The 17,782-nt window shown below is 69.8% G+C and carries 16 protein-coding genes; 13 read left to right on the forward strand and 3 right to left on the reverse strand.

Annotated features, from left to right (window positions below):
* Positions 1 to 211: 211 nt before the first annotated feature.
* The 4 genes from AB0M02_RS06245 (at position 212) to AB0M02_RS06260 (ending at position 4,754) form a co-directional block, all read left to right on the forward strand.
* Positions 212 to 1,303 (forward strand): serine/threonine-protein kinase, encoded by a 1,092-nt coding sequence (locus AB0M02_RS06245; RefSeq protein ID WP_364222206.1) that lies wholly within the window; start codon positions 212 to 214, stop codon positions 1,301 to 1,303.
* Positions 1,300 to 2,400, forward strand: coding sequence for a hypothetical protein (locus tag AB0M02_RS06250; RefSeq protein WP_364222209.1), 1,101 nt, complete (start codon positions 1,300 to 1,302; stop codon positions 2,398 to 2,400). The genes AB0M02_RS06245 and AB0M02_RS06250 overlap by 4 nt, the downstream gene beginning before the upstream one ends.
* Before the next feature lie 74 nt (positions 2,401 to 2,474).
* Positions 2,475 to 3,998 (forward strand): VWA domain-containing protein, encoded by a 1,524-nt coding sequence (locus AB0M02_RS06255; RefSeq protein WP_364222212.1) that lies wholly within the window; start codon positions 2,475 to 2,477, stop codon positions 3,996 to 3,998.
* Between the two features lie 87 nt (positions 3,999 to 4,085).
* Positions 4,086 to 4,754: a PilZ domain-containing protein gene (locus tag AB0M02_RS06260; RefSeq protein WP_364222215.1), complete on the forward strand. Its 669-nt coding sequence runs from the start codon at positions 4,086 to 4,088 to the stop codon at positions 4,752 to 4,754.
* 3 nt (positions 4,755 to 4,757) lie between these two features.
* On the opposite strand, the gene AB0M02_RS06265 is transcribed toward AB0M02_RS06260, so the two are convergent.
* Positions 4,758 to 5,924 carry an acyl-CoA dehydrogenase family protein gene (locus AB0M02_RS06265; RefSeq protein ID WP_364222221.1) on the reverse strand — a complete coding sequence of 389 codons (1,167 nt, stop codon included), beginning with the start codon at positions 5,922 to 5,924 and terminating at the stop codon, positions 4,758 to 4,760.
* 128 nt (positions 5,925 to 6,052) lie between these two features.
* Here AB0M02_RS06265 and AB0M02_RS06270 point away from each other — a divergent pair, with 128 nt between their 5' ends.
* From AB0M02_RS06270 to AB0M02_RS06290, 5 genes are all read left to right on the forward strand, one after another.
* Positions 6,053 to 6,886, forward strand: coding sequence for an MEDS domain-containing protein (locus tag AB0M02_RS06270; RefSeq protein WP_364222224.1), 834 nt, complete (start codon positions 6,053 to 6,055; stop codon positions 6,884 to 6,886).
* Positions 6,887 to 6,966: 80 nt separating this feature from the next.
* Positions 6,967 to 8,679: a putative Ig domain-containing protein gene (locus tag AB0M02_RS06275; RefSeq protein ID WP_364222227.1), complete on the forward strand. Its 1,713-nt coding sequence runs from the start codon at positions 6,967 to 6,969 to the stop codon at positions 8,677 to 8,679.
* 14 nt (positions 8,680 to 8,693) lie between these two features.
* Positions 8,694 to 9,299 carry a prepilin-type N-terminal cleavage/methylation domain-containing protein gene (locus AB0M02_RS06280; protein ID WP_364222230.1) on the forward strand — a complete coding sequence of 202 codons (606 nt, stop codon included), beginning with the start codon at positions 8,694 to 8,696 and terminating at the stop codon, positions 9,297 to 9,299.
* Positions 9,299 to 10,831 carry an RICIN domain-containing protein gene (locus tag AB0M02_RS06285; RefSeq protein ID WP_364222233.1) on the forward strand — a complete coding sequence of 511 codons (1,533 nt, stop codon included), beginning with the start codon at positions 9,299 to 9,301 and terminating at the stop codon, positions 10,829 to 10,831. The genes AB0M02_RS06280 and AB0M02_RS06285 overlap by 1 nt, the downstream gene beginning before the upstream one ends.
* A 13-nt stretch (positions 10,832 to 10,844) precedes the next feature.
* Entirely contained in the window at positions 10,845 to 11,753 is a 909-nt protein-coding gene (locus AB0M02_RS06290) for a DUF6282 family protein (protein WP_364222236.1), read from the forward strand.
* Here the strand turns inward: AB0M02_RS06290 and AB0M02_RS06295 are convergent.
* Together AB0M02_RS06295 and AB0M02_RS06300 are read right to left on the reverse strand one after the other, a co-directional pair.
* Positions 11,747 to 12,511: a hypothetical protein gene (locus AB0M02_RS06295; RefSeq protein WP_364222239.1), complete on the reverse strand. Its 765-nt coding sequence runs from the start codon at positions 12,509 to 12,511 to the stop codon at positions 11,747 to 11,749. The two genes, AB0M02_RS06290 and AB0M02_RS06295, sit on opposite strands and share 7 nt — an antisense overlap.
* A complete protein-coding gene (locus AB0M02_RS06300) occupies positions 12,508 to 13,014 on the reverse strand; it encodes a SigE family RNA polymerase sigma factor (protein ID WP_364222242.1) in 507 nt (168 codons plus the stop codon). Before AB0M02_RS06300 ends, AB0M02_RS06295 begins: the two co-directional genes overlap by 4 nt.
* 113 nt (positions 13,015 to 13,127) lie before the next feature.
* On the opposite strand from AB0M02_RS06300, the gene AB0M02_RS06305 reads away from it, so the two are divergent.
* From AB0M02_RS06305 to AB0M02_RS06320, 4 genes are all read left to right on the forward strand, one after another.
* The gene (locus AB0M02_RS06305; RefSeq protein ID WP_364222245.1) at positions 13,128 to 14,360 is read left to right on the forward strand and encodes a hypothetical protein; all 1,233 of its coding nucleotides are present in this window, start codon (positions 13,128 to 13,130) and stop codon (positions 14,358 to 14,360) included.
* Between the two features lie 60 nt (positions 14,361 to 14,420).
* Entirely contained in the window at positions 14,421 to 14,969 is a 549-nt protein-coding gene (locus AB0M02_RS06310; RefSeq protein WP_364222248.1) for a PadR family transcriptional regulator, read from the forward strand.
* On the forward strand, positions 14,944 to 15,624 hold the full coding sequence (locus AB0M02_RS06315) for an ABC transporter ATP-binding protein (RefSeq protein WP_364222251.1): 681 nt from the start codon (positions 14,944 to 14,946) through the stop codon (positions 15,622 to 15,624). The genes AB0M02_RS06310 and AB0M02_RS06315 overlap by 26 nt, the downstream gene beginning before the upstream one ends.
* Positions 15,625 to 15,719: 95 nt before the next feature.
* Entirely contained in the window at positions 15,720 to 17,723 is a 2,004-nt protein-coding gene (locus AB0M02_RS06320; RefSeq protein ID WP_364222254.1) for an FtsX-like permease family protein, read from the forward strand.
* Positions 17,724 to 17,782: the final 59 nt, after the last annotated feature.

Genomic DNA, 17,782 nt, shown 5'->3' on the forward strand with positions numbered 1-17,782 from the left:
AAACAGGGGTGTCGCCCGACCCGGCACCCGGCCCCGGCGGTCGCGCAGCGGCCGGGAGCGGGCAGGCGGGTCGCGGGTCTCGGAACGGCAGAGCGCGCGTGACCGTACGATAAATGGATTTTGAATTTTGGGCGAAGCCTGCATGTCGGGGGTTGATTTCGCCGGAAACGCCCCGCTCGGAATGCTGCGGGCCGGCCCTACTATCGGCGGGGTGCCGGAAGAGATCAGCCGTTACCAGAAAATCGCGCTCCTGGGTAAGGGCGGGATGGGTGAGGTGTGGGAGGCGGTCGATCAGCGCACCGGCCGCACTGTCGCGCTCAAGATTCTGACGTCCGAGGCGCTGCTCTTTCCGGATCTGCGGGAGCGATTCCTGCGGGAGATGCGGCTGGCCGCCGAGATCGAGAATCCCTATGTGGTGGCGGTCTACGATTTCGCGATCGGGCCGCCGCCGTTCATCGCGATGCGGTTGATTCGCGGCCGGTCGCTGGCCACCGAGATCCAGCATTCGGCCGGAGGCCTTCCGCCGGCCCGTGCGGTGGACATCGTGCAGCAGGTGGCCTCGGCGCTGGCCGCGGCGCACGACAGCGGCCTGCGGCACCGGGACGTCAAACCGTCGAACATTCTGCTCGATCAGGGGCATCGGCAGGGACTCGATCACGCCTATCTGATCGACTGGGGAATCGCGCACCGGATCGACACGTCGGATCCGGAGATCACGCGGGTCGGGCAGATCGTCGGCACCCCGTCCTACATCGCGCCGGAACGGTTGCTCGGCACCCAGTCGGATCATCGCGCGGACATTTATTCGCTCGCGGTCGTGCTCTATCAGGCGCTCACCGGAAAACTGCCGTTCGGTGAGACCGGGAAGTCGTTCCCGCTGCAGGCTCATCTGTTCGAGCCGCCCAAACCGCTGCCGCCGAGCGTGTCGCCGGCCCTGCGGGATGTCGTGATGAGAGGGCTGGCCAAGGAGCCGGGCGATCGGTATTCGAGTGCGGGCGAATTCGGTCACGACGCCTACACGGCGCTGCATCCCGTCGCTGCACGGCAGCGGCCGGCCTCCTCCGCCCGGCAGGGAGGAAGCCGGCCGAGTGGGAGCCGGCCGAGTGGGAGCCGGCCGGGTGGGAGGAAGAACGCCTGGCCGATCGCCGGTGCCGGCGCCGGTGCGGTGGCCGGGGCGGCGCTGGCGCTGGGCGGGCTGCTCGACGCGGCCGCCACGCTCTGGGCCCTGCCCGCCCTCGCCGCGGCCGGTGCCTGCCTTGCCTGGGGCCTCCGGCCCTCCTCGCGACCGGGAGATTCCGCATGAGAGCGCTGCTGCGTGTCGTCGCCGTCAGCGTGGCCGTCGTCCTGATCCTCGCCGTGGTCTGGCAGGTCGTCCGCGGCCGGGACGACGGTGACGCCTCCGCGGGGTGCGCCTCGAAGGTCACCGACGTGCGCGGGATCGTCGGGTCGGAGAAGGAGCCGTTCCTGCGTGATCCGCGGGTCACCGAGATCTTCGCGTGCGCCGGCCTGCGGATGCGCGTCGACCCGGACGGCTCCCGGGACATGGCCGCCCGCCTGGACACCGGCGGCGCCGGGTACGACTTCGCGTTCCCGTCCAGCACGCCGACCGCCGAGAAGATCATGGAGAAGCTGAAAGTCGCCGAGTCCTATCGGCCGTTCTCCTCGGTGATGGGCGTGGCCACCTTCAAGCCGACCGTTGAGGTGCTGCGCGCGGCCGGGGTGGTGCAGAAGGTCGAGGGGCACGACGTCGTCTCGATCAGCAAGCTCATCGAGCTGGCCCGCTCCGACACGACGTGGAAGAAGCTGCCCGGCAACGCGGGCTCGGCGAACCCCAACGTGGTGCTGATCCGCACCACCGACCCGGCCGACTCGAACTCGGCGATCATGTTCGTCTCGATCGTCTCGGCGGCGCTCAACGACGGCAAGCCGGTCGCCGGGACCGGGCTGCTGCCGCGCGTCATGCCGGACATCTGCCGGCTGATGTCGTACCAGGGGCAGAAGCCGGACACCAGCGGTGTGCTGTTCGAGGAGTACCTGACCGGGGGCGCCGGCCGTACGCCGATAGCGCTGGTCTACGAGTCACAGTTCCTGGACCGGGCGTCGTCGCAGCGGGTGCCGGACGACGGCGAGCACGTGATGCTCTTCCCGAGCCCGACGGTCTACGCCTGGCACACGCTGGTGCCGCTCTCCGGCTCGGGCGACCGGGTGGGGCAGCTGCTGCGAGACGACGGCCGGCTCAAGGACATCGCGGCGGAGTACGGGTTCCGCCCGCAGGGCCGGACCCTGAGTGATCGGCCGAATCCGCCGGTGGTGGTGGAGCCGCCGGACTACCGGGTCCTGGAGGCGATGCTCGGGCAGATCGGCCCGTTCAACCAGCAGACCGGGGCGTGTGATCGATGAGGCGCCTGTTTCTTGTCGTGGTCCTGCTCCTGGCGGGCTGCACCGCACGCGACCCATCTCCCGAAGTTACGGAAATGCCGGACTTGTCGGGGGCGCCGACGACCCTGCGCGTGCTCGCTGGAAGCGAGTTGGCGGATATGGGCGGCATTCTGGACGAAGCGGCCAAGGCTACCGGCGTCACCGTCAAGATGGACCTCGTCGGCAGCCTGGAGGGTGCCGAGATCGTCGCCACCGGCCGCGCCGACGGCCGTTACGACGCGCTCTGGTTCTCCTCCAACCGCTACCTGGAGACCCTGTCCGAAGCGAACAGCCGCCTCGGCACCGCCACCCGGATCATGGGATCGCCGGTGGTGCTCGGCCTCCGCCCGGCCACCGCGCAACGCCTCGGCTGGACCGGCCGCCCGGTCACCTGGAAGGACATCGCCGGCGCCGCGGCCGAGGGCCGGCTCACCTTCGCGATGACGGATCCGGCCAACTCCAACACCGGCTTCTCGGCGCTGGTCGCGGTCGCCTCCGCGCTGGACGGCTCCGGGCGTGCCCTGGACGCTGCGGCCATCGACCGGGTCGCCGGCCCGCTGACCGGTTTCTTCAGCGCCCAGCGCCTCACGGCCGGCTCGACCGGCTGGCTCACCGAGGCGTTCGTCCGCCGGATGACCGGCGCCGACCCGGGCGGTGCGCTGGACGGCCTGATCACCTACGAGGCGTCGCTGACCGGCCTCAACCGGGACGGGAAGCTGTCCGAGCAGCTCATCGTGATCCGGCCCGCCGACGGCGTGGTCAGCGCCGACTACCCGCTGACCCTGTTCGCGGGCGCACCCACCGAGGCCCGGGACGCGCACGAGCGGCTGGCCGCCTACCTGCGGCAGCCACGGGTTCAGGAGCAGATCGCCGCGCAGACCGGCCGCCGTCCCGGCGTGACCGGTGCCGTGCAGCCCGCGGACTTCCCGCCGGTGCCGGTGGAGCTGCCGTTCCCGGAGACACGGGAGGCGATCGACGCGCTGCTGACCGCGTACCAGGACCGGCTGCGGCGCCCGGCCCGGACCGTCTACGTCCTGGACGTCTCCGGCTCGATGAAGGGTGACCGGATCAAACAGCTGAAGGCGGCGCTCTCCGGGCTGACCGGGCTGAACACGTCACTGACCGGGTCGTACTGCCGGTTCCGCAGCCGGGAGGAGGTGACGCTGCTGCCGTTCAGCGACCGGCCGGCGGCACCGCAGCGCTTCACCGTGGAGGCGGCGTCGCCGCAGTCGTCACGCGACAGGCTGCGGACGGCGGTGGGCCGGCTGCGGGTGGGTGGCAACACCGCGGTGTACGACTCGCTGGTCGCCGCCCTCCGCGAGCTGGACACCGCCGCCGATCAGAACCGGTTCGCCAGCGTCGTGCTGATGACCGACGGTGAGAGCAACCGCGGCCGTGACTTCGCCGCGTTCAAGAAGTATCTCAAGGGCGCCGAGCCGGTCCCGGTCTTCCCGGTGCTGTTCGGCGAGGCGGCCGAGGCCCCGATGCGCCAGATCGCGGCACTCACCGGCGGCCAGCTGTGGGACGCCCGGGGAGGCGACCTGACGAAGGCGTTCTGTCAGATCCGGGGCTACCAGTAAATCCTCACGTCGGTCAGCGGGCAGCCGAATCAGAGCACTGGCCGGACCTTCCGGCACCCGGAGACCGGCATGAGATGAGTGGTGAGGATGAACGGGACTGCATTGCCCCTCAGCGCGGCAGGAATCGACCTGCCGGAGGCCGGAACACCGGTCTTCCTGGCTCTGGGTGAGGGCGCCAACTTCCGTTCGCGGCTCGAGGGTGTCGACGGCTCGACGTTCCTCGTGGCCGCGCCCCTGGAGACGGCCGGTCCGGCGGAGCTGAAGTCCGGGCACGAGTTCCGGATCTTCTGGGCTCCGCCGCGCACCCGCATCGTGCTGCCCGTGCGCCTTGTCGAGATCGCCGACACCACCCCGTTCCGATGGCGGCTGGAGCCGATGAGCGGGCCGCAGATCAGCAACCGCCGCGAGTTCGTCCGCGGTGGCGGCGGCACGGCCGTCCGGCTGACCGCGGCCGAGGAGGAGCGGTCCAGCGAGGCCGACGGCATGCTGATCGACATCAGCGAGGGCGGCCTGCGCTGCCGGATCACCCAGCCGATGCCGGTCCGCATCGGCGACGAGATGCGCGCGGTGGTCTGGCTCGGCAACGGCGAGGTGGAACTGACCGGGCGGGTCCACACGGTCCGGGACGACGAGGACGGTGTCGGGCAGCAGATCATCCTCATCTTCCACGTCGAGGAGGTCGTCGCCCGGATGATCCGGCAGTACATCATGAACTGGGAGATGGCCGAGCGCCGCCGCGCACGCGAGCGCGACTGACGCTCAGCGATAGGCCGCCAGCCCGGTCAGGGTCTGCCCGATCACCAGGGTGTGAATCTCCGAGGTGCCCTCGTAGGTCAGCACCGACTCCAGGTTGTTGGCGTGCCGCAGCGGCGAGTACTCCAGGGTGATGCCGCTGCCGCCCAGGATCGTGCGGCACTCCCGGGCGATGGCGAGCGCCTTGCGTACGTTGTTCAGCTTGCCGACGCTGACCTGGTGCGGCTTGATCGTGCCGGCGTCCTTGAGCCGCCCCAGGTGCAGCGCGAGCAGCAGCGCCGAGTTCAGCTCGACGGCCATGTCCGCCAGCTTCTCCTGGGTCATCTGGAACGCGGCGATCGGCTTGCCGAACTGGATGCGGGTCTTCGCGTACTCCAGGGCCGTGCGCAGGCTGTCCCGGGCTGCGCCGGCCGAGCCGAAGACGATGCCGAAGCGGGCCTCGCTGAGACAGCTCAGCGGGGCACCCAGGCCGCGTGCCTCCGGAAGGCGCGCCGACTCGGGCAGCCGTACCTCGTCGAGGATCAGCTCGCCGGTGATCGACGCGCGCAGCGACAGCTTCTGCTTGATGGTTCGGCTGGTGAAGCCGGGCGTGCCCCTCGGCACGAGGAAGCCACGGATGCCGTCCTCGGTCTGCGCCCACACCGTGGCGACGTCCGCGATGCTGCCGTTGGTGATCCACATCTTGGTGCCGGTGAGGATCCAGTCGTCGCCGTCGCGCACCGCGCGGGTCCGCATGTTCGCCGGGTCGCTGCCGAAGTCCGGCTCGGTCAGGCCGAAACAGCCGATCGCCTCGCCGGCCGCCATCCGGGGCAGCCACTCCTGCTTCTGGTCCTCCGAGCCGTACTTCCAGATGGAGAACATCGCCAGCGAACCCTGCACCGAGACGAAACTGCGCAGACCGGAGTCGCCGGCCTCCAGCTCCAGGCAGGCCAGACCGTACGCCACCGCGCTCGTGCCGGCACATCCGTACCCGTCCAGGTGCATGCCGAGCACCCCGAGTCTGCCCAGCTCCGGCGCGAGTTCACGGGGGAACGTCCCGGCCTCGAACCACTCGGCGACGTACGGGCGGACCCGATCCGCCACGAACCGTCCCACCGTCTCCTGGATCTGCCGCTCCTCGTCGCTGAGCAGTCCGTCGATGTTCAGCAGGTCCAGCGGGTCGTTGTCAGCCATACCGGAATTGTGCACTCCCAGTGTCGATTGAGCTGCCTGACCCCCGTTTCAGCGATACCGACCATCACCGCCCGGACAGTACGGTGAGCCGGACATCGACCCACGGGGGTGGGCCCAAGGGGGACGTGATGGCCGAGGCCGGCCTGCTGGATCGGCTCCGCCCGGGCGACCACGTGTGCCTCCTCGTCGACGACGAGCCGCTGCGGACGCGGAGCCTCGTCGCGTTCATGCGCGCCGGCCTGCGTGACCAGAACCGGGTCATCTATCAGGGCCGTGGCGGCGAGCAGGTGGAGGCGGAGCTGATCGCCCAGGGCGTCGACGTCGCCACCCTCCGGCGGCGGGACCAGCTGCGGATCACGCTGACCGGCCCGTCGTACGTGCGGGGCGAGCGCTTCGACCCCGTCGCCACCCTGGCGACCTGGCGCGCCGAGGCCGCCCGGGCCCGCGACGACGGATACCTGGGGATGCGCGCGGTCGGCGACATGTCCTGGGCGAGCCGGCCGATTCCCGGCACCGAGCAACTGGCCTGGTACGAGGCTCAGGTCAACCGCCTGTTCGCCGAAGGGTTCGCGACGGGGGTGTGCCTCTACGACCGCTCGCTGTTCGACGTGTCCCAGATGCGCGGCGTGATCCGGTCGCACCCGTCCACGGTCACGACGGAGACCGACCCGCGGCTGATCCCGCTGCTGCGGGCCACCCGCATCACCGATCCGCTCGGCCTGCGACTGGAGGGCGAGGCCGACCTGTCGAACCGGCAGGCGCTGCAGGCGGTGGTGGAGCACCTGGTCGAGGAGAGTGCGGACACCCTGACCCTTGACGTCTCCGACCTGCGGTTCGCCGACGCGGCCGCGGTGCGCGCCCTGCTGTGCGGCCAGCGCCGCCTGCGGCTCCTGGGCTGCTCACGCTCGCTGCGGCGGATGTTCGACATCCAGGGCGCGGGTGCGGTGGAGTACGTGAACTAAATCCTCGACTCCCGTCCCGGCTTGCCGATGGTGCCTACGGCAGATCCCTGCCCACCGCCAGCAGACCAGCCGGGAGTGAGATGCGCAGCGAACCGGGCGTACCCCGCGACGACGAGGGTTTCAGCCTCCTCGAGGTGCTCGTGTCGATGGCCGTCATCACGGTCGCGATGGCCGGCATCGGCGCGTTCTTCGTCAACGGCACCAAGGCCGTGGCGCAGGAGCGGGACAAGCGCCAGGCGGTGCAGGTCGCGGCCGGCGCCATCGAGCAGGTGCGCGCGCTGAAGGGCAGTTCGCTGCTGGCCGGGCGGGGGCAGACGAAGGCCGAGGCGCAGTGGAACACGCTGCTCAACGGCCCGTACCGCCCGAAGATGAAGCGCTACATGGCGAGCATGCAGAAGGCCTGGGACACGAACATCCTCACCGCCGCGACGGACGGCGACAACGCGCCGATCTCCACGGCGACGCAGAACGTCACGGTCGGCGCGTCGTCGTACAACCGGGACATCCTCGTCGGCCGGTGCGAGGTCTACTACCTGCGCGACGACGACTGCGTGGACCCGGCCTACAGCTCGCCGCCGTCGAACAAGGCCGAGATCCTGAGGTACTTCCGGGTGGTCGTGCTGGTGAGCTGGACCGGCAAGGGCTGCACCGACGACAAGTGCAGCCTGATCGCCTCGACGCTGATCTCCGAGGCGACCGAGCCGACCTTCGACTCTAAGGCCGCTCAGCCGGAGCTCATCACCAGGGACGTGTACTTCTACCAGAACGAGACCGCCAGCTACCCGCTCGACGTCGACCACGGTCAGCTGCCGAACGTCTTCGCCGTCGCCTCCGGCTCGCTGCCGTCCTGGCTCACGCTGACGAGCGGCGGCACCGTCACCGGCAAGCCCACCGTCGCCGGCGACACCACGAGTTCGATCAAGGTGACCGACTCGCTCGGGCGCACCGACACCGAGACGATCACGTGGCACGTGGTGAAGCCGCTGTCGATCACCGTGCCCACCGCGTCCGAGAGCGTCGTCAACACGGCGGTGAGCCTGCAGGTGAAGGGCGTCGACGGTGTTCCGACGACGTACCGGTACACCCTGCTCACCGACCTGCCGGACGGCGTGGAGCTCGACCGCAAGACCGGTCTCATCACCGGCACGTTCACCAAGAACGGCGATTACACGATCACCGTACGGGTCGAGGACGCCAACGGCCGGACCAAGGAGGGCACGTTCGTCCACACCGTCCACGACCCCTATGGGCCGCTGACGCTCGACGCGATCGCCGCGAAGCAGGTGGCCCTCGGCTCGGCCGCGTCCGGCTCCGCGGTCGCGAGGGGTGGGGACACGAAGTACACCTACACGCTCAAGAACGCCCCGGCGAACGTGACGATCAACGCGCTGACCGGCGCCCTGTCCGGCTCGCCGTCGGTGGCCGGGCGATACCTGCCGACCGTGACGGTCTCCGACGGCATCGGCGGGACGGCCAGTCAGACCTTCGAACTGGTGGTGACGACCACGACCTCGCTGACCTTCACCGCGCCGAACCTGGTGGGCGCTGACCAGACGTCGGCGTCCGGCAGCACGGTCAACCTGCCCGTCACGACGAACGCCGGAGTCCTGCTGCTGAAGAACGTCCAGTACACGGTCACCGGTCTGCCGCCCGGCCTGAAGCTGAACAACGGACAGGACGCGGTCATCGGCACGCCGACGACCAAGGGCGTCTACAACGTCACCATCACCGCGAACAGCCTGTTGCCGACGCCGCAGACCGCCGTGCTGAACCTCGTCTGGACGATCACGTGAGAAGGGAACGCGGGATGGCCGCAGGCGACAACGACGAGGGCTTCTCCCTGATGGAGCTCGTGATCACCCTGTCGATCATGTCGGTCGTGACGCTGATGCTGGTCAGCGCGACGGTGGAGATCTACTCCGGTACGAAGGCGATCGACAACACCGCCGAGGCGCGCGACCAGCTGGACAACAGCTTCCGAAGGCTGGACCGGGAGCTGCGCTACGCGAGGTGGATCGGCCAGGTCAAGACAGCTCCGTACCGCTTCCGGTACGAGCTGCCCAAGGCCGCCGACGGCAAGAGCCAGTGCCGTGAACTGAGCCTCGCGGCAGACGGCGTGCTCAGCCTGGCCGCGTGGAAGGACCCGGACGCGACGGGCCCGACCAGCAGGCCCGCCATCGCCAGCGGTGTCACGCAGATCAGCGGCGTCGCTCCCTTCGCGGTCTACTACGCCGGCGCGGCACCGGCCAGCGCCGGCATGGGCTCCAGCTACGTGAACGACTTCGTGCAGACCCGCCTGCAGTTCACCGTCAAGGTCGGGAAGGTGACCCTGCCGTTCGACTCGATCTACACGGCCCAGAACAACACCGACCGGGCCACCGCGGTATCGGAAAGCGACTGTAAGGAGCTGTGATGAAGCGACACGGTGCTCACGGCGACGACCGCGGGTCGCTGCCGATGGCGATGCTGGTGATCACGATCGGGTTGGTCCTGTCAGCGGCGCTGTTGCCGCTGGTCGTCCGGCAGGTCACGTCCACACGAACCTTCACCGACCGCAGCGCCGCACTGAACGGCGCCCAGGTCGGTCTGGACGTGGTGCTGGCGCGGGTCCGCGCGGCGGCCGACTCCGTGGTCACCGACGGCACGGTCAAGGGCCGCCTGGAGGACATGCCGCAGTGCCTGATCACCGGTGACGCGGGTATCGACGGCACCGGTGAGAAGTTGCTCTACAAGGTGGAGATCGTCTACCGGGACCAGGACGGCAACATCCTCACCTGCCCGCTCACCAAGGCACCGGTCAGTGCCACCGTGACGTCGACGGGAACCAGCTCGACCGCGTCCAGCGGGTCCCGGCAGGTGACCGCCACCTACAACTTCTGGACCAACAACAACAACATTCCCGGTGGCTCGATCAAGGTTGCCTCGCCCACCGACAAGCCCCTGTGCCTGGACGCGGGATCGCAGAACCCCACAGCCGGCACGCCGGTCACGATGAAGCTCTGCAACGGCAACAACACCCAGCAGTTCGGCTACACCGAGAACCTGTACCTCAAGCTGATCAACTCGGAGACGTCCGCCGCCGAGAACGGCATGTGCCTGCACGCCGGCACCTCGCACGCCAACAACAACCCGGTGGTGTTCCGCAAGTGCGACGACACCGTCATGTGGCAGTTCCAGTGGAGCCTGGACGGCAGCAGCCGCTTCCGCTCCACGAACTCCTCGAAGGGCACCGAGACCTTCTGCATGTCGGTGAAGAGCCCGAACACCGTGGGCAGCGCCGTGGTCCTGCTCAACAACCTCGCCACCAGCCCGGGTGTCTGTAGCGCCACCAGCAACACGAGCATCTGGCGGTCCGACCCGGGCGTCGGCGCCGGGATGGCCGGTGACAAGACGAGCCAGCTGGTGAACTACTCACAGTTCAGCCGGTGCTTCGACGTCACCAACCAGAGCCCGACGTACGCGTACATGATCGCCTGGTTCTGCAAGCAGAGCCCGAGCAAGACGATCGACTGGAACCAGATCTGGGTGCACCCGGTCCCGGACTCCGAGAAGAAGGAGACCGTCAAGAAGGGCCCGATCACCGTCACCCAGAGCGGGACCATCTACTGCCTGAAGACGCCGGGCACCGCGACGCTGACCTCGTACCCGACGCTGGTGAAGTGCCCGACGGGTTACCAGGCCATCGCCGAGTCCGACAACGACCAGGGTTACGGGTGGACGGTCTTCCACAACACCGGTGACTACGCCACCAGCTATCGCATCCTCGACAACAAGAAGAACTGCCTGCAGCCCACCGACCTCAAGACCGCCGGGTCGGGCGACGTCCACTCCGACGGCACCAGCCGGATCCGGATGGCGCCGTGCAGCAGCACCGAACTGCAGAAGTGGAACGCCCCGCCGCTGTTCAACCAGCCGTCACCGCTCAACGACGTCGTGGAGAACTGAGAGTATGGGCGGCATGTCGACTCCCTCGGCTGCCGCCCGCGCTCTCGTCTCCGGTGCCTACGACACGCATGTGCACGTCGCACCGGACGTCATGGAGCGCCGCATCGACGATCTCGACCTGGCCCACCGCTTCGCCGCGGTGGGCCTGGCCGGTTTCGTGCTCAAGTCGCACTACGTGACGACCGCCGAGCGGGCCGCGGTGGTGCGCAAGGCGGTGCCGGGGGTCGACGTGCTCGGCGCGATCACGCTGAACGGCTCGATGGGCGGGATGAACCCGGCGGCGGTGGAGATAGCCGGCCGGTTGGGCGCCCGGATCGTGTGGATGCCCACGGTCGACTCCCGCAATCAGCGCACCAGCACGGCCGGCGACCTGCCCGGTGCGAAACCGGCCATGTGGGGCGCGCTGCAGGCCGACCTGCACGCGCGGGGGATCGTGCCGGACGTCGTCGAGGTGGTGGACGAGGGCGGCGCGGTGCTGGAGGCGGTGCGCCGGGTGCTGCGCGTGGTGGCGCGGCACGACATGGTGCTGGCCACCGGCCACCTCGCGGCCGCGGAGATTCCCGCGGTGGTCGAGGCGGCGCGCGACGAGGGCGTACGCCGCATCGTCGTCACCCACCCGGAGTTCACCTCGCAGCGGTTGCCGGTCGCCGACCAGCACCGCCTCGCCGGGATGGGCGCCCTGCTGGAACGCTGCTTCACCACGCCGCACACCGGCAAGGTCGCGTGGGACGACCTGTTCGCGAACATCCGCGCGACCGGGCCCGAGCACTCGATCCTCTCCAGTGACCTGGGTCAGCCCTTCAACCCGCCGGTCGAGGACGGGCTGGCCCTGTTCGCCGACCGTCTTCTTGCCGCCGGTTTCACCGAGGCCGAGGTGTACACGATGGCGGTGACCAACTCCCGTCTGGTCGCGCTTCAGTAGAAGTCGCCGTAGACGTCGAGGGCTGCGTTGCCTTCCGTGTCCGCCTTCGCCTCGTAGGTGTCGTCACCCGCGTCCCGCCCATCGGCCCGATACGCATATTTCGCGATAAAGGTGTATGTGCCGGGTTCCAGGACGTCGGCCGAGGACAGTACGAAGCGGTAGAGGAACGCGCCCGGCTCCTCGGTGACCGTGGTAGTCACGCTGGCGCCCGGCGTATGTTTCGTCCCGCCGCGTGATGTCAGCCCGTCTGTCCGGGCCACCCGGATCACCACCTCCAGGGAGGTGAGCCGCTCGGTCGTCTTGAGGGTGACCACGCTCGCGCCCCGGCTGTCCGGGTCGACGGAGCCGTCCGACCACAGCGGGCCCTGCTCGACCCGGGTGTTCCTGGACGGCGTCGTGCTCGCCGGCGGCTTGCTCGTGGCCTTCGACGTGGGCTTGCTCGTGGCCTTCGAGGTCGGCGGCGATGAGGTGGGCGGCGGTGAGGTGGGCGTTGTCGTGGTCACCGCCACGCTGGGTGGTGGCGGCAGCGGGACGGGCGTGGCGTCGTCGCCGGCCAGTGCCCAGTTCGCGACACCACCACCGGCGAGGAGCGCGGCCACGGCGGCGGCCGCGGCACCGATCCGGACCCGGGAGCCGCTGCGCCGGCCGGCCTCGTTGGTCATCGCGGAGGCGGTGATCCGGTCGAGCATCGCGTCCCGGTCGGGCCGGTGCGCGGCGGCCTCGGCCCGCAGCGCCGCGCGAAGCTCGTCGTCTCTCATCGCGCCGCCTCCCAACCGTCGTCGAACCGGGGTTTCGTGCCGTCACCCAACAGTTCGGCCAGCTGCCTCGCCCCGCGAGAGGTCGCGCTCTTCACCGCGCCGACCGAGATGCCGAGGACCGCGGCGACCTCCTTCTCCGGCATGTCGAACGCGTACCGCAGCACGACGCAGGCCCGCCTGCGGTGCGGCAGTCTGCGCAGCGCCCCGCGAACGTCCAGGATCGCGGGCACGTCGCTGTCGCGCCGGCGGAACGACTCCAGGGTCAGCAGGCGCTCCCGTCCTCGGCGCCGGACCCAGTGGCGGGCCAGGTTCATCAGGATGCCGTGACCGTACGCCGCCGGGTCGTCGGCCGCGGTGACCCGGTCCCAGTGTCGCCACACCTCGGTCAGCGCGTCCGCGGCCAGGTCGTCGGCGGCCTCAGCGGAGCCGGTCATCAGGTACGCCAGCCGGGACAGCGAGTCGTGATGCCGTTCGAAGTACGCGCGGAACGCGTCGTCGCGCATGGGGACCGACGTTAGAGATCGAGACGGGCTCCCGGCAAGGTCCGTTCAGTAGGGTGAGACGCGGATATCTTTCGCGTATTGACGGCACTTCCGGCCGCTGACCAGAATCGTCCATGGCACGGAAATCGTTGATCGTCCATGTCCTTGCCGTCCTCCTTCTCGTGATCGCCCCGGCTGTTCCGGCCCGGGCTGCGCTGCCGACCGCTGCGGTGGCGCTGGGTGACAGCTTCGTCAGCGGGGAGGGTGCCGGGGCGTATCAGCCGGTCACCGACGTCAACGGGACCGCGCAGGGCTTCCCGGGCTGGTCGGCGGCGAACGCGAACGCGTACTTCTGTCACCGGTCGGCGAACGCGTCGATCTTCCGGGCGGACCTGCCGGGCATCTCGGCGCGGATCAACCTGGCCTGCTCGGGCGGGCGGCCGTACGACCTGGCGTCGGCGTCGAGCACCCGTACCGGTGGGCGGCAGGTGGCGGCGCAGATCGAGCAGCTGCGGGCGGTGGCGCAGACGCACGACATCGACCTGGTGCTGCTGGGGATCGGGTCGAACAACAGCTCGTTCACGTTCGGCGACGTGGCGGTCAAGTGCGCGAACCGGTTCATCGCGGATGCCTGGACCGGGTGGTGGGAGTTCTGGGCGTACATCAACGGGCCGGTGCCGCAGCAGCCCTGCGCCGCGGACGACCTGGCCACGGCGGCGCAGGTGACGGCGGCGACGGCCGAGACCCTGGCCGCTGTCCGCGAGCTGCTCACCGTGCTGGACCAGATCGATCCGGACGGGCAGCACCGGGTGGTCCTGCAGGATTACACCAACCCGCTCGCTCCGGACGTCCTGCAGAGCCTGGTCGAGGAGGACGGCCGGCAGGACGACCGGGACAAGTTCCGCGCGCTCGGCGCTGAGCGGTACCGCGCCGGCTGCCCGATCCACCGGGCCAGCCTGCCGGCCGGGCACGTCTTCTCCGCCGCCCTCGGGACCCTGGTCGGCTCGGTCTACAACTCGCTGCGGAACGACTTCCCGCAGCTGGTCCACCTCAACGTGCAGCGTGCCTTCGACGGCGCACGCCTCTGCGAGACAACCACCGACCCGGCCGCCACTCTGGCCACCCCGATCCGGGTCCAGGACGGCACGAGCGGCGTTTTCATTCAAGATCTTGATGGGTACGACAAAATCGCCATCCAGCGTTTCGCCAACACCTGTGTGACCTCGTACCAGACGTGTCAGGAGTCCTGGCATCCGAACGCGGCCGGCCATGGCGTCCTCGCCACCTGCCTCACCGGAGCCGCCGCCACCGCGACCCGCCAGGTGGCGTGTGTCCGGAGATCGGACGGCACCGTCACCGTGGGCTGATCGTTCGCCTTTTGCACGAGCTATACCCGGCGGGTATACCCGCCGGGTATAACGGTGCGCATGACGGTCTCCTATGCGTTGCTGGGGCTGCTCGAGGAATCCGACCGGCACGGTTACGACCTCAAGCACTCCTATGACCGGCGGTTCGGCGCGGCCAAACCGGTGCGCTTCGGTCAGATCTACCGGATCCTCGCCCAGCTGGTCCGCGACGGCCGGATCCAGATCGTGGCGGTCGAGCCGGGCGCCGGCCCGGACCGTAAGCGCTACGCGATCACGCCGGAAGGGGTGGCCGAGTTGGACACGTGGCTCGGTGAACCCGAGGAACCCCAGCCGGACCTCCAGCCGGTCCTCTTCACCAAGATCGTGCTGGCCCTCGCCTCCGGGCGTCCCGCCGACGAGTTCCTCGACGCGCAGCGCGCCCGGCATCTGGACGCCATGCGCGAACTCACCACGGCCCGCCGGTCGGCAGCCACGTCCCACGACGCGCTGCTCGCGGACTTCCGGCTCTTCCATCTCGAGGCGGACCTCCGCTGGATCGACCACACCGCCGCCCGTCTCGCCGAGCTGGCCCGGGAGGTGCGCGATGGCGGCGCTGTTGAAGGGGCGTGACCTGCACAGGTCGTTCGGGCGGGTGCAGGCGTTGCGCGGCGCCTGCCTGGAGCTCGCCGCCGGCGAGATCGTCGCGGTGATCGGGCCGAGCGGGTCCGGCAAGTCCACGCTGCTGCACTGCCTCGCCGGCATCCTCGCTCCCGACCTGGGTGAGGTGTGGTTCGACGGTCGGCGCCTCGACGAGCTTCCCGACCGCGAGCGCGCTGTTCTTCGGCGGTCCGAGTTCGGGTTCGTCTTCCAGTTCGGGCAGCTCATCCCGGAACTGCCCGCGATCGAGAACATCGCCCTGCCCCTACTACTGGCCGGCCGCCGCCGCCGCGACGCGCTCGCCGAGGCCGGCACCTGGCTGACCCGGCTCGGCCTGGACGGCCTGGACACCCGCATGCCCGGCGAACTCGCCGGCGGCGAGGGCCAGCGGGTCGCCCTGGCCCGAGCACTGATCACCGGCCCCCGCATCGTCTTCGCCGACGAACCAACCGGCGCCCTCGACTCGATCGCCGCCGACCAGGTCATGGAACTCCTGGTGGACACGGCCCGCGAACTGGGCGCGGGCGTCCTCCTGGTCACCCACGAGCCCCGCGTCGCCGCCTACGCCGACCGCACCGTCCTCGTCCGCGACGGCCTAGACGTCCTGGCCCGAGCCGGCGCCTCATGAGTCCGGCCGGGCCTCGACGTCCTGGCCGGAGCCGGTGGCTCATGAGCCCGGGTCTTGCTGTTCGGCTGGCGGTTGCCGGTGGGCGGGAGTCGCGGGTGCGGCTTGTCTTCACGACGATCGGTGTGGCGATCGGGGTGACGATGTTGCTGCTGGCGCTTGCCGCTGTCGCCGGGGTGTTCGCGCGGGCTGAGCGCAGCGGCTGGAAGGACGCGGCCTACGCGGTGACCCTGCCGGAACTCGCCGATCCGCCGGCTGTCTCCGCCGACGGTGCGCTGTTTCTGGCGGTCACCGACTACTACGACGGCACCCGGATGACTCGGGCCTACGTCGCGGCGCTCGGGGCGGACCCGCCGGTGCCGCCGGGGCTGGCGCGGCTCCCCGCGCCCGGTGAGGTGGCGCTCTCGCCCGCGTTGCGGGCACTGATCGCGGAGGCGCCGGAGCTGGCCGCGCGGTTCCCGGGGCGGGACACGCTGACGCTGGGGGATGACGCGCTGACGCATCCGGACGAGCTCGTGGCGGTGGTCGGGCGAAGCCCAGACCAGATACAGAACGTTCGTTCTACCGCGGTGGTGCGGGGCTTCGGCACGACGCCGAGCGGGTACGCGTACTTCCTCCTCCTGGCCGTCCTCATGCTGATCACGGTGGCGCTGCTGCTCGTACCGGTGATCGTCATGATCGTCATGGTGACTCGGATCGCCGCCGCCGAACGCGAGCAGCGGCTGGTGGCTCTCCGTCTGGCGGGGGCTACCCGGGGTCAGATCGCGCTGGTGGCGGCGGTCGAGACCGGGCTGGCGGCGGTGGTCGGGGCTGGGATCGGTGCGTGTCTGTTTCTGATCGGGCGGCGTGTGCTGGCTCTCACGGTGACGCTGCAGGGTGGGCGGTTCTTCCTGGACGACCTCGTCGTGCCGTGGTGGCAGGTGCTCCTGGTGCTCGCCGGGGTGCCGCTGTTCGTGGTGGCCACGACGATGGTGTCGCTTTTTCGCGTACCCATGAATGTTCTTGGAATGCGTCGGCGCCCCCGGCCGGCGCCGCAAGCCTGGCCCGCGTTGCTTCTCGCCGTCGGTGTCGCCGGTCAGTTCACCAGCCGCCCGCTGGCCGGAAGCAGCCTCACCGATCAGCTCGCCCCGCTCTGGGTGCTGCTGCAGATCGCCGGGTTCGTCCTGCTCGGACCGTGGTTGTGCATGATCGCCGGCCGTGCGATGGCCCGTCTCAGCCGTCGCGCGCCCGCCCTGATCGCCGCCCGGCGCGTCGCCGCCGACCCGTATGCGACTTTCCGCGCCATCAGCGGCGTCGTGCTCGCGACGTGGGTCGTCACCTACATGGCGGGTGTGGTCGGCACGCTGGCCCCGCCGTCCGAAAGTGGTCTGCGCCCGGGCGTGGTCCGCGTGAATACCGGCGGTGTGTCCGCGTCGCAGCTCGGCCCGCTGCTCACCGTCCCGCAAGCGGTCATCGTCGGCACCGGCTTCGGCCCGACCGTGCGCTGCGCCGATCTCGACCGCGTCGTCGACGTCAACTGTCCGTTTCCGATCGACTCCGGTTGGAACGAGGGCGACGGGTCAATTCCGGTCACCGTCGTCGAAATCTATCTGCCGACGGACGGCTCGCTCGCCGCGGAGAACCGGATTCGGAACGAGGCGGCTGCGCTCGTACCCAACGCGATCGTCAACTCCGATCGCGATCCGGTCGACGGTGACGGGCTGGCGTTCTTCAACGGGCTGCGTCCCATGGCGAGTCTCGCGTGCCTGTTCGTGCTGGTCGTCGGCGCTTGCGCGCTCGCGGCCGGGATGGTGGGAGGCCTGGCGGAGCGGCGGCGGCCGTTTGCATTGTTAAGAGCATCAGGGGTACGGATGAGCGAACTCCGCCGCGTCGTCCTCCTCGAGGTGACCGCCCCGATGGTCATCACGTCGCTGATCGGAGTCGGTCTGGGCCTGGTGACGTCCTACGCGGCGTCGCGTGGGGGTACGGGGGAGTGGCGCTGGCCGGACATAACCGTATACGCCACTGTTGCGGGTGGTTTGCTCGCTGCCATCCTCTTTGCGAGTCTTGCACTGCCGCTGCTCTCCAGCACCACGCGCCACAACGCTGTCAGGTATGAGTAGTAGGTCCACCGATGAGTTCGGCTGCGACGGCGGGTCAGTCACAGCACAACGAACCTAGG

It is taken from the genome of Actinoplanes sp. NPDC051861 (genome assembly GCF_040681145.1).
Taxonomy (GTDB): Bacteria; Actinomycetota; Actinomycetes; order Mycobacteriales; family Micromonosporaceae; genus Actinoplanes.

Excerpts from the sequence above, each read along its gene's own strand:
- AB0M02_RS06315 (WP_364222251.1), top strand. The coding sequence starts at position 14,944 with ATGGCGGCGCTGTTGAAGGGGCGTGACCTGCACAGGTCGTTCGGGCGG.
- AB0M02_RS06255 (WP_364222212.1), top strand. The coding sequence starts at position 2,475 with ATGCCGGACTTGTCGGGGGCGCCGACGACCCTGCGCGTGCTCGCTGGA.
- AB0M02_RS06265 (WP_364222221.1), bottom strand. The coding sequence starts at position 5,924 with ATGGCTGACAACGACCCGCTGGACCTGCTGAACATCGACGGACTGCTC.
- AB0M02_RS06260 (WP_364222215.1), top strand. The coding sequence starts at position 4,086 with ATGAACGGGACTGCATTGCCCCTCAGCGCGGCAGGAATCGACCTGCCG.
- AB0M02_RS06290 (WP_364222236.1), top strand. The coding sequence starts at position 10,845 with ATGTCGACTCCCTCGGCTGCCGCCCGCGCTCTCGTCTCCGGTGCCTAC.
- AB0M02_RS06280 (WP_364222230.1), top strand. The coding sequence starts at position 8,694 with ATGGCCGCAGGCGACAACGACGAGGGCTTCTCCCTGATGGAGCTCGTG.
- AB0M02_RS06310 (WP_364222248.1), top strand. The coding sequence starts at position 14,421 with ATGACGGTCTCCTATGCGTTGCTGGGGCTGCTCGAGGAATCCGACCGG.
- AB0M02_RS06305 (WP_364222245.1), top strand. The coding sequence starts at position 13,128 with ATGGCACGGAAATCGTTGATCGTCCATGTCCTTGCCGTCCTCCTTCTC.
- AB0M02_RS06295 (WP_364222239.1), bottom strand. The coding sequence starts at position 12,511 with ATGAGAGACGACGAGCTTCGCGCGGCGCTGCGGGCCGAGGCCGCCGCG.
- AB0M02_RS06300 (WP_364222242.1), bottom strand. The coding sequence starts at position 13,014 with ATGCGCGACGACGCGTTCCGCGCGTACTTCGAACGGCATCACGACTCG.
- AB0M02_RS06285 (WP_364222233.1), top strand. The coding sequence starts at position 9,299 with ATGAAGCGACACGGTGCTCACGGCGACGACCGCGGGTCGCTGCCGATG.
- AB0M02_RS06250 (WP_364222209.1), top strand. The coding sequence starts at position 1,300 with ATGAGAGCGCTGCTGCGTGTCGTCGCCGTCAGCGTGGCCGTCGTCCTG.
- AB0M02_RS06275 (WP_364222227.1), top strand. The coding sequence starts at position 6,967 with ATGCGCAGCGAACCGGGCGTACCCCGCGACGACGAGGGTTTCAGCCTC.
- AB0M02_RS06270 (WP_364222224.1), top strand. The coding sequence starts at position 6,053 with ATGGCCGAGGCCGGCCTGCTGGATCGGCTCCGCCCGGGCGACCACGTG.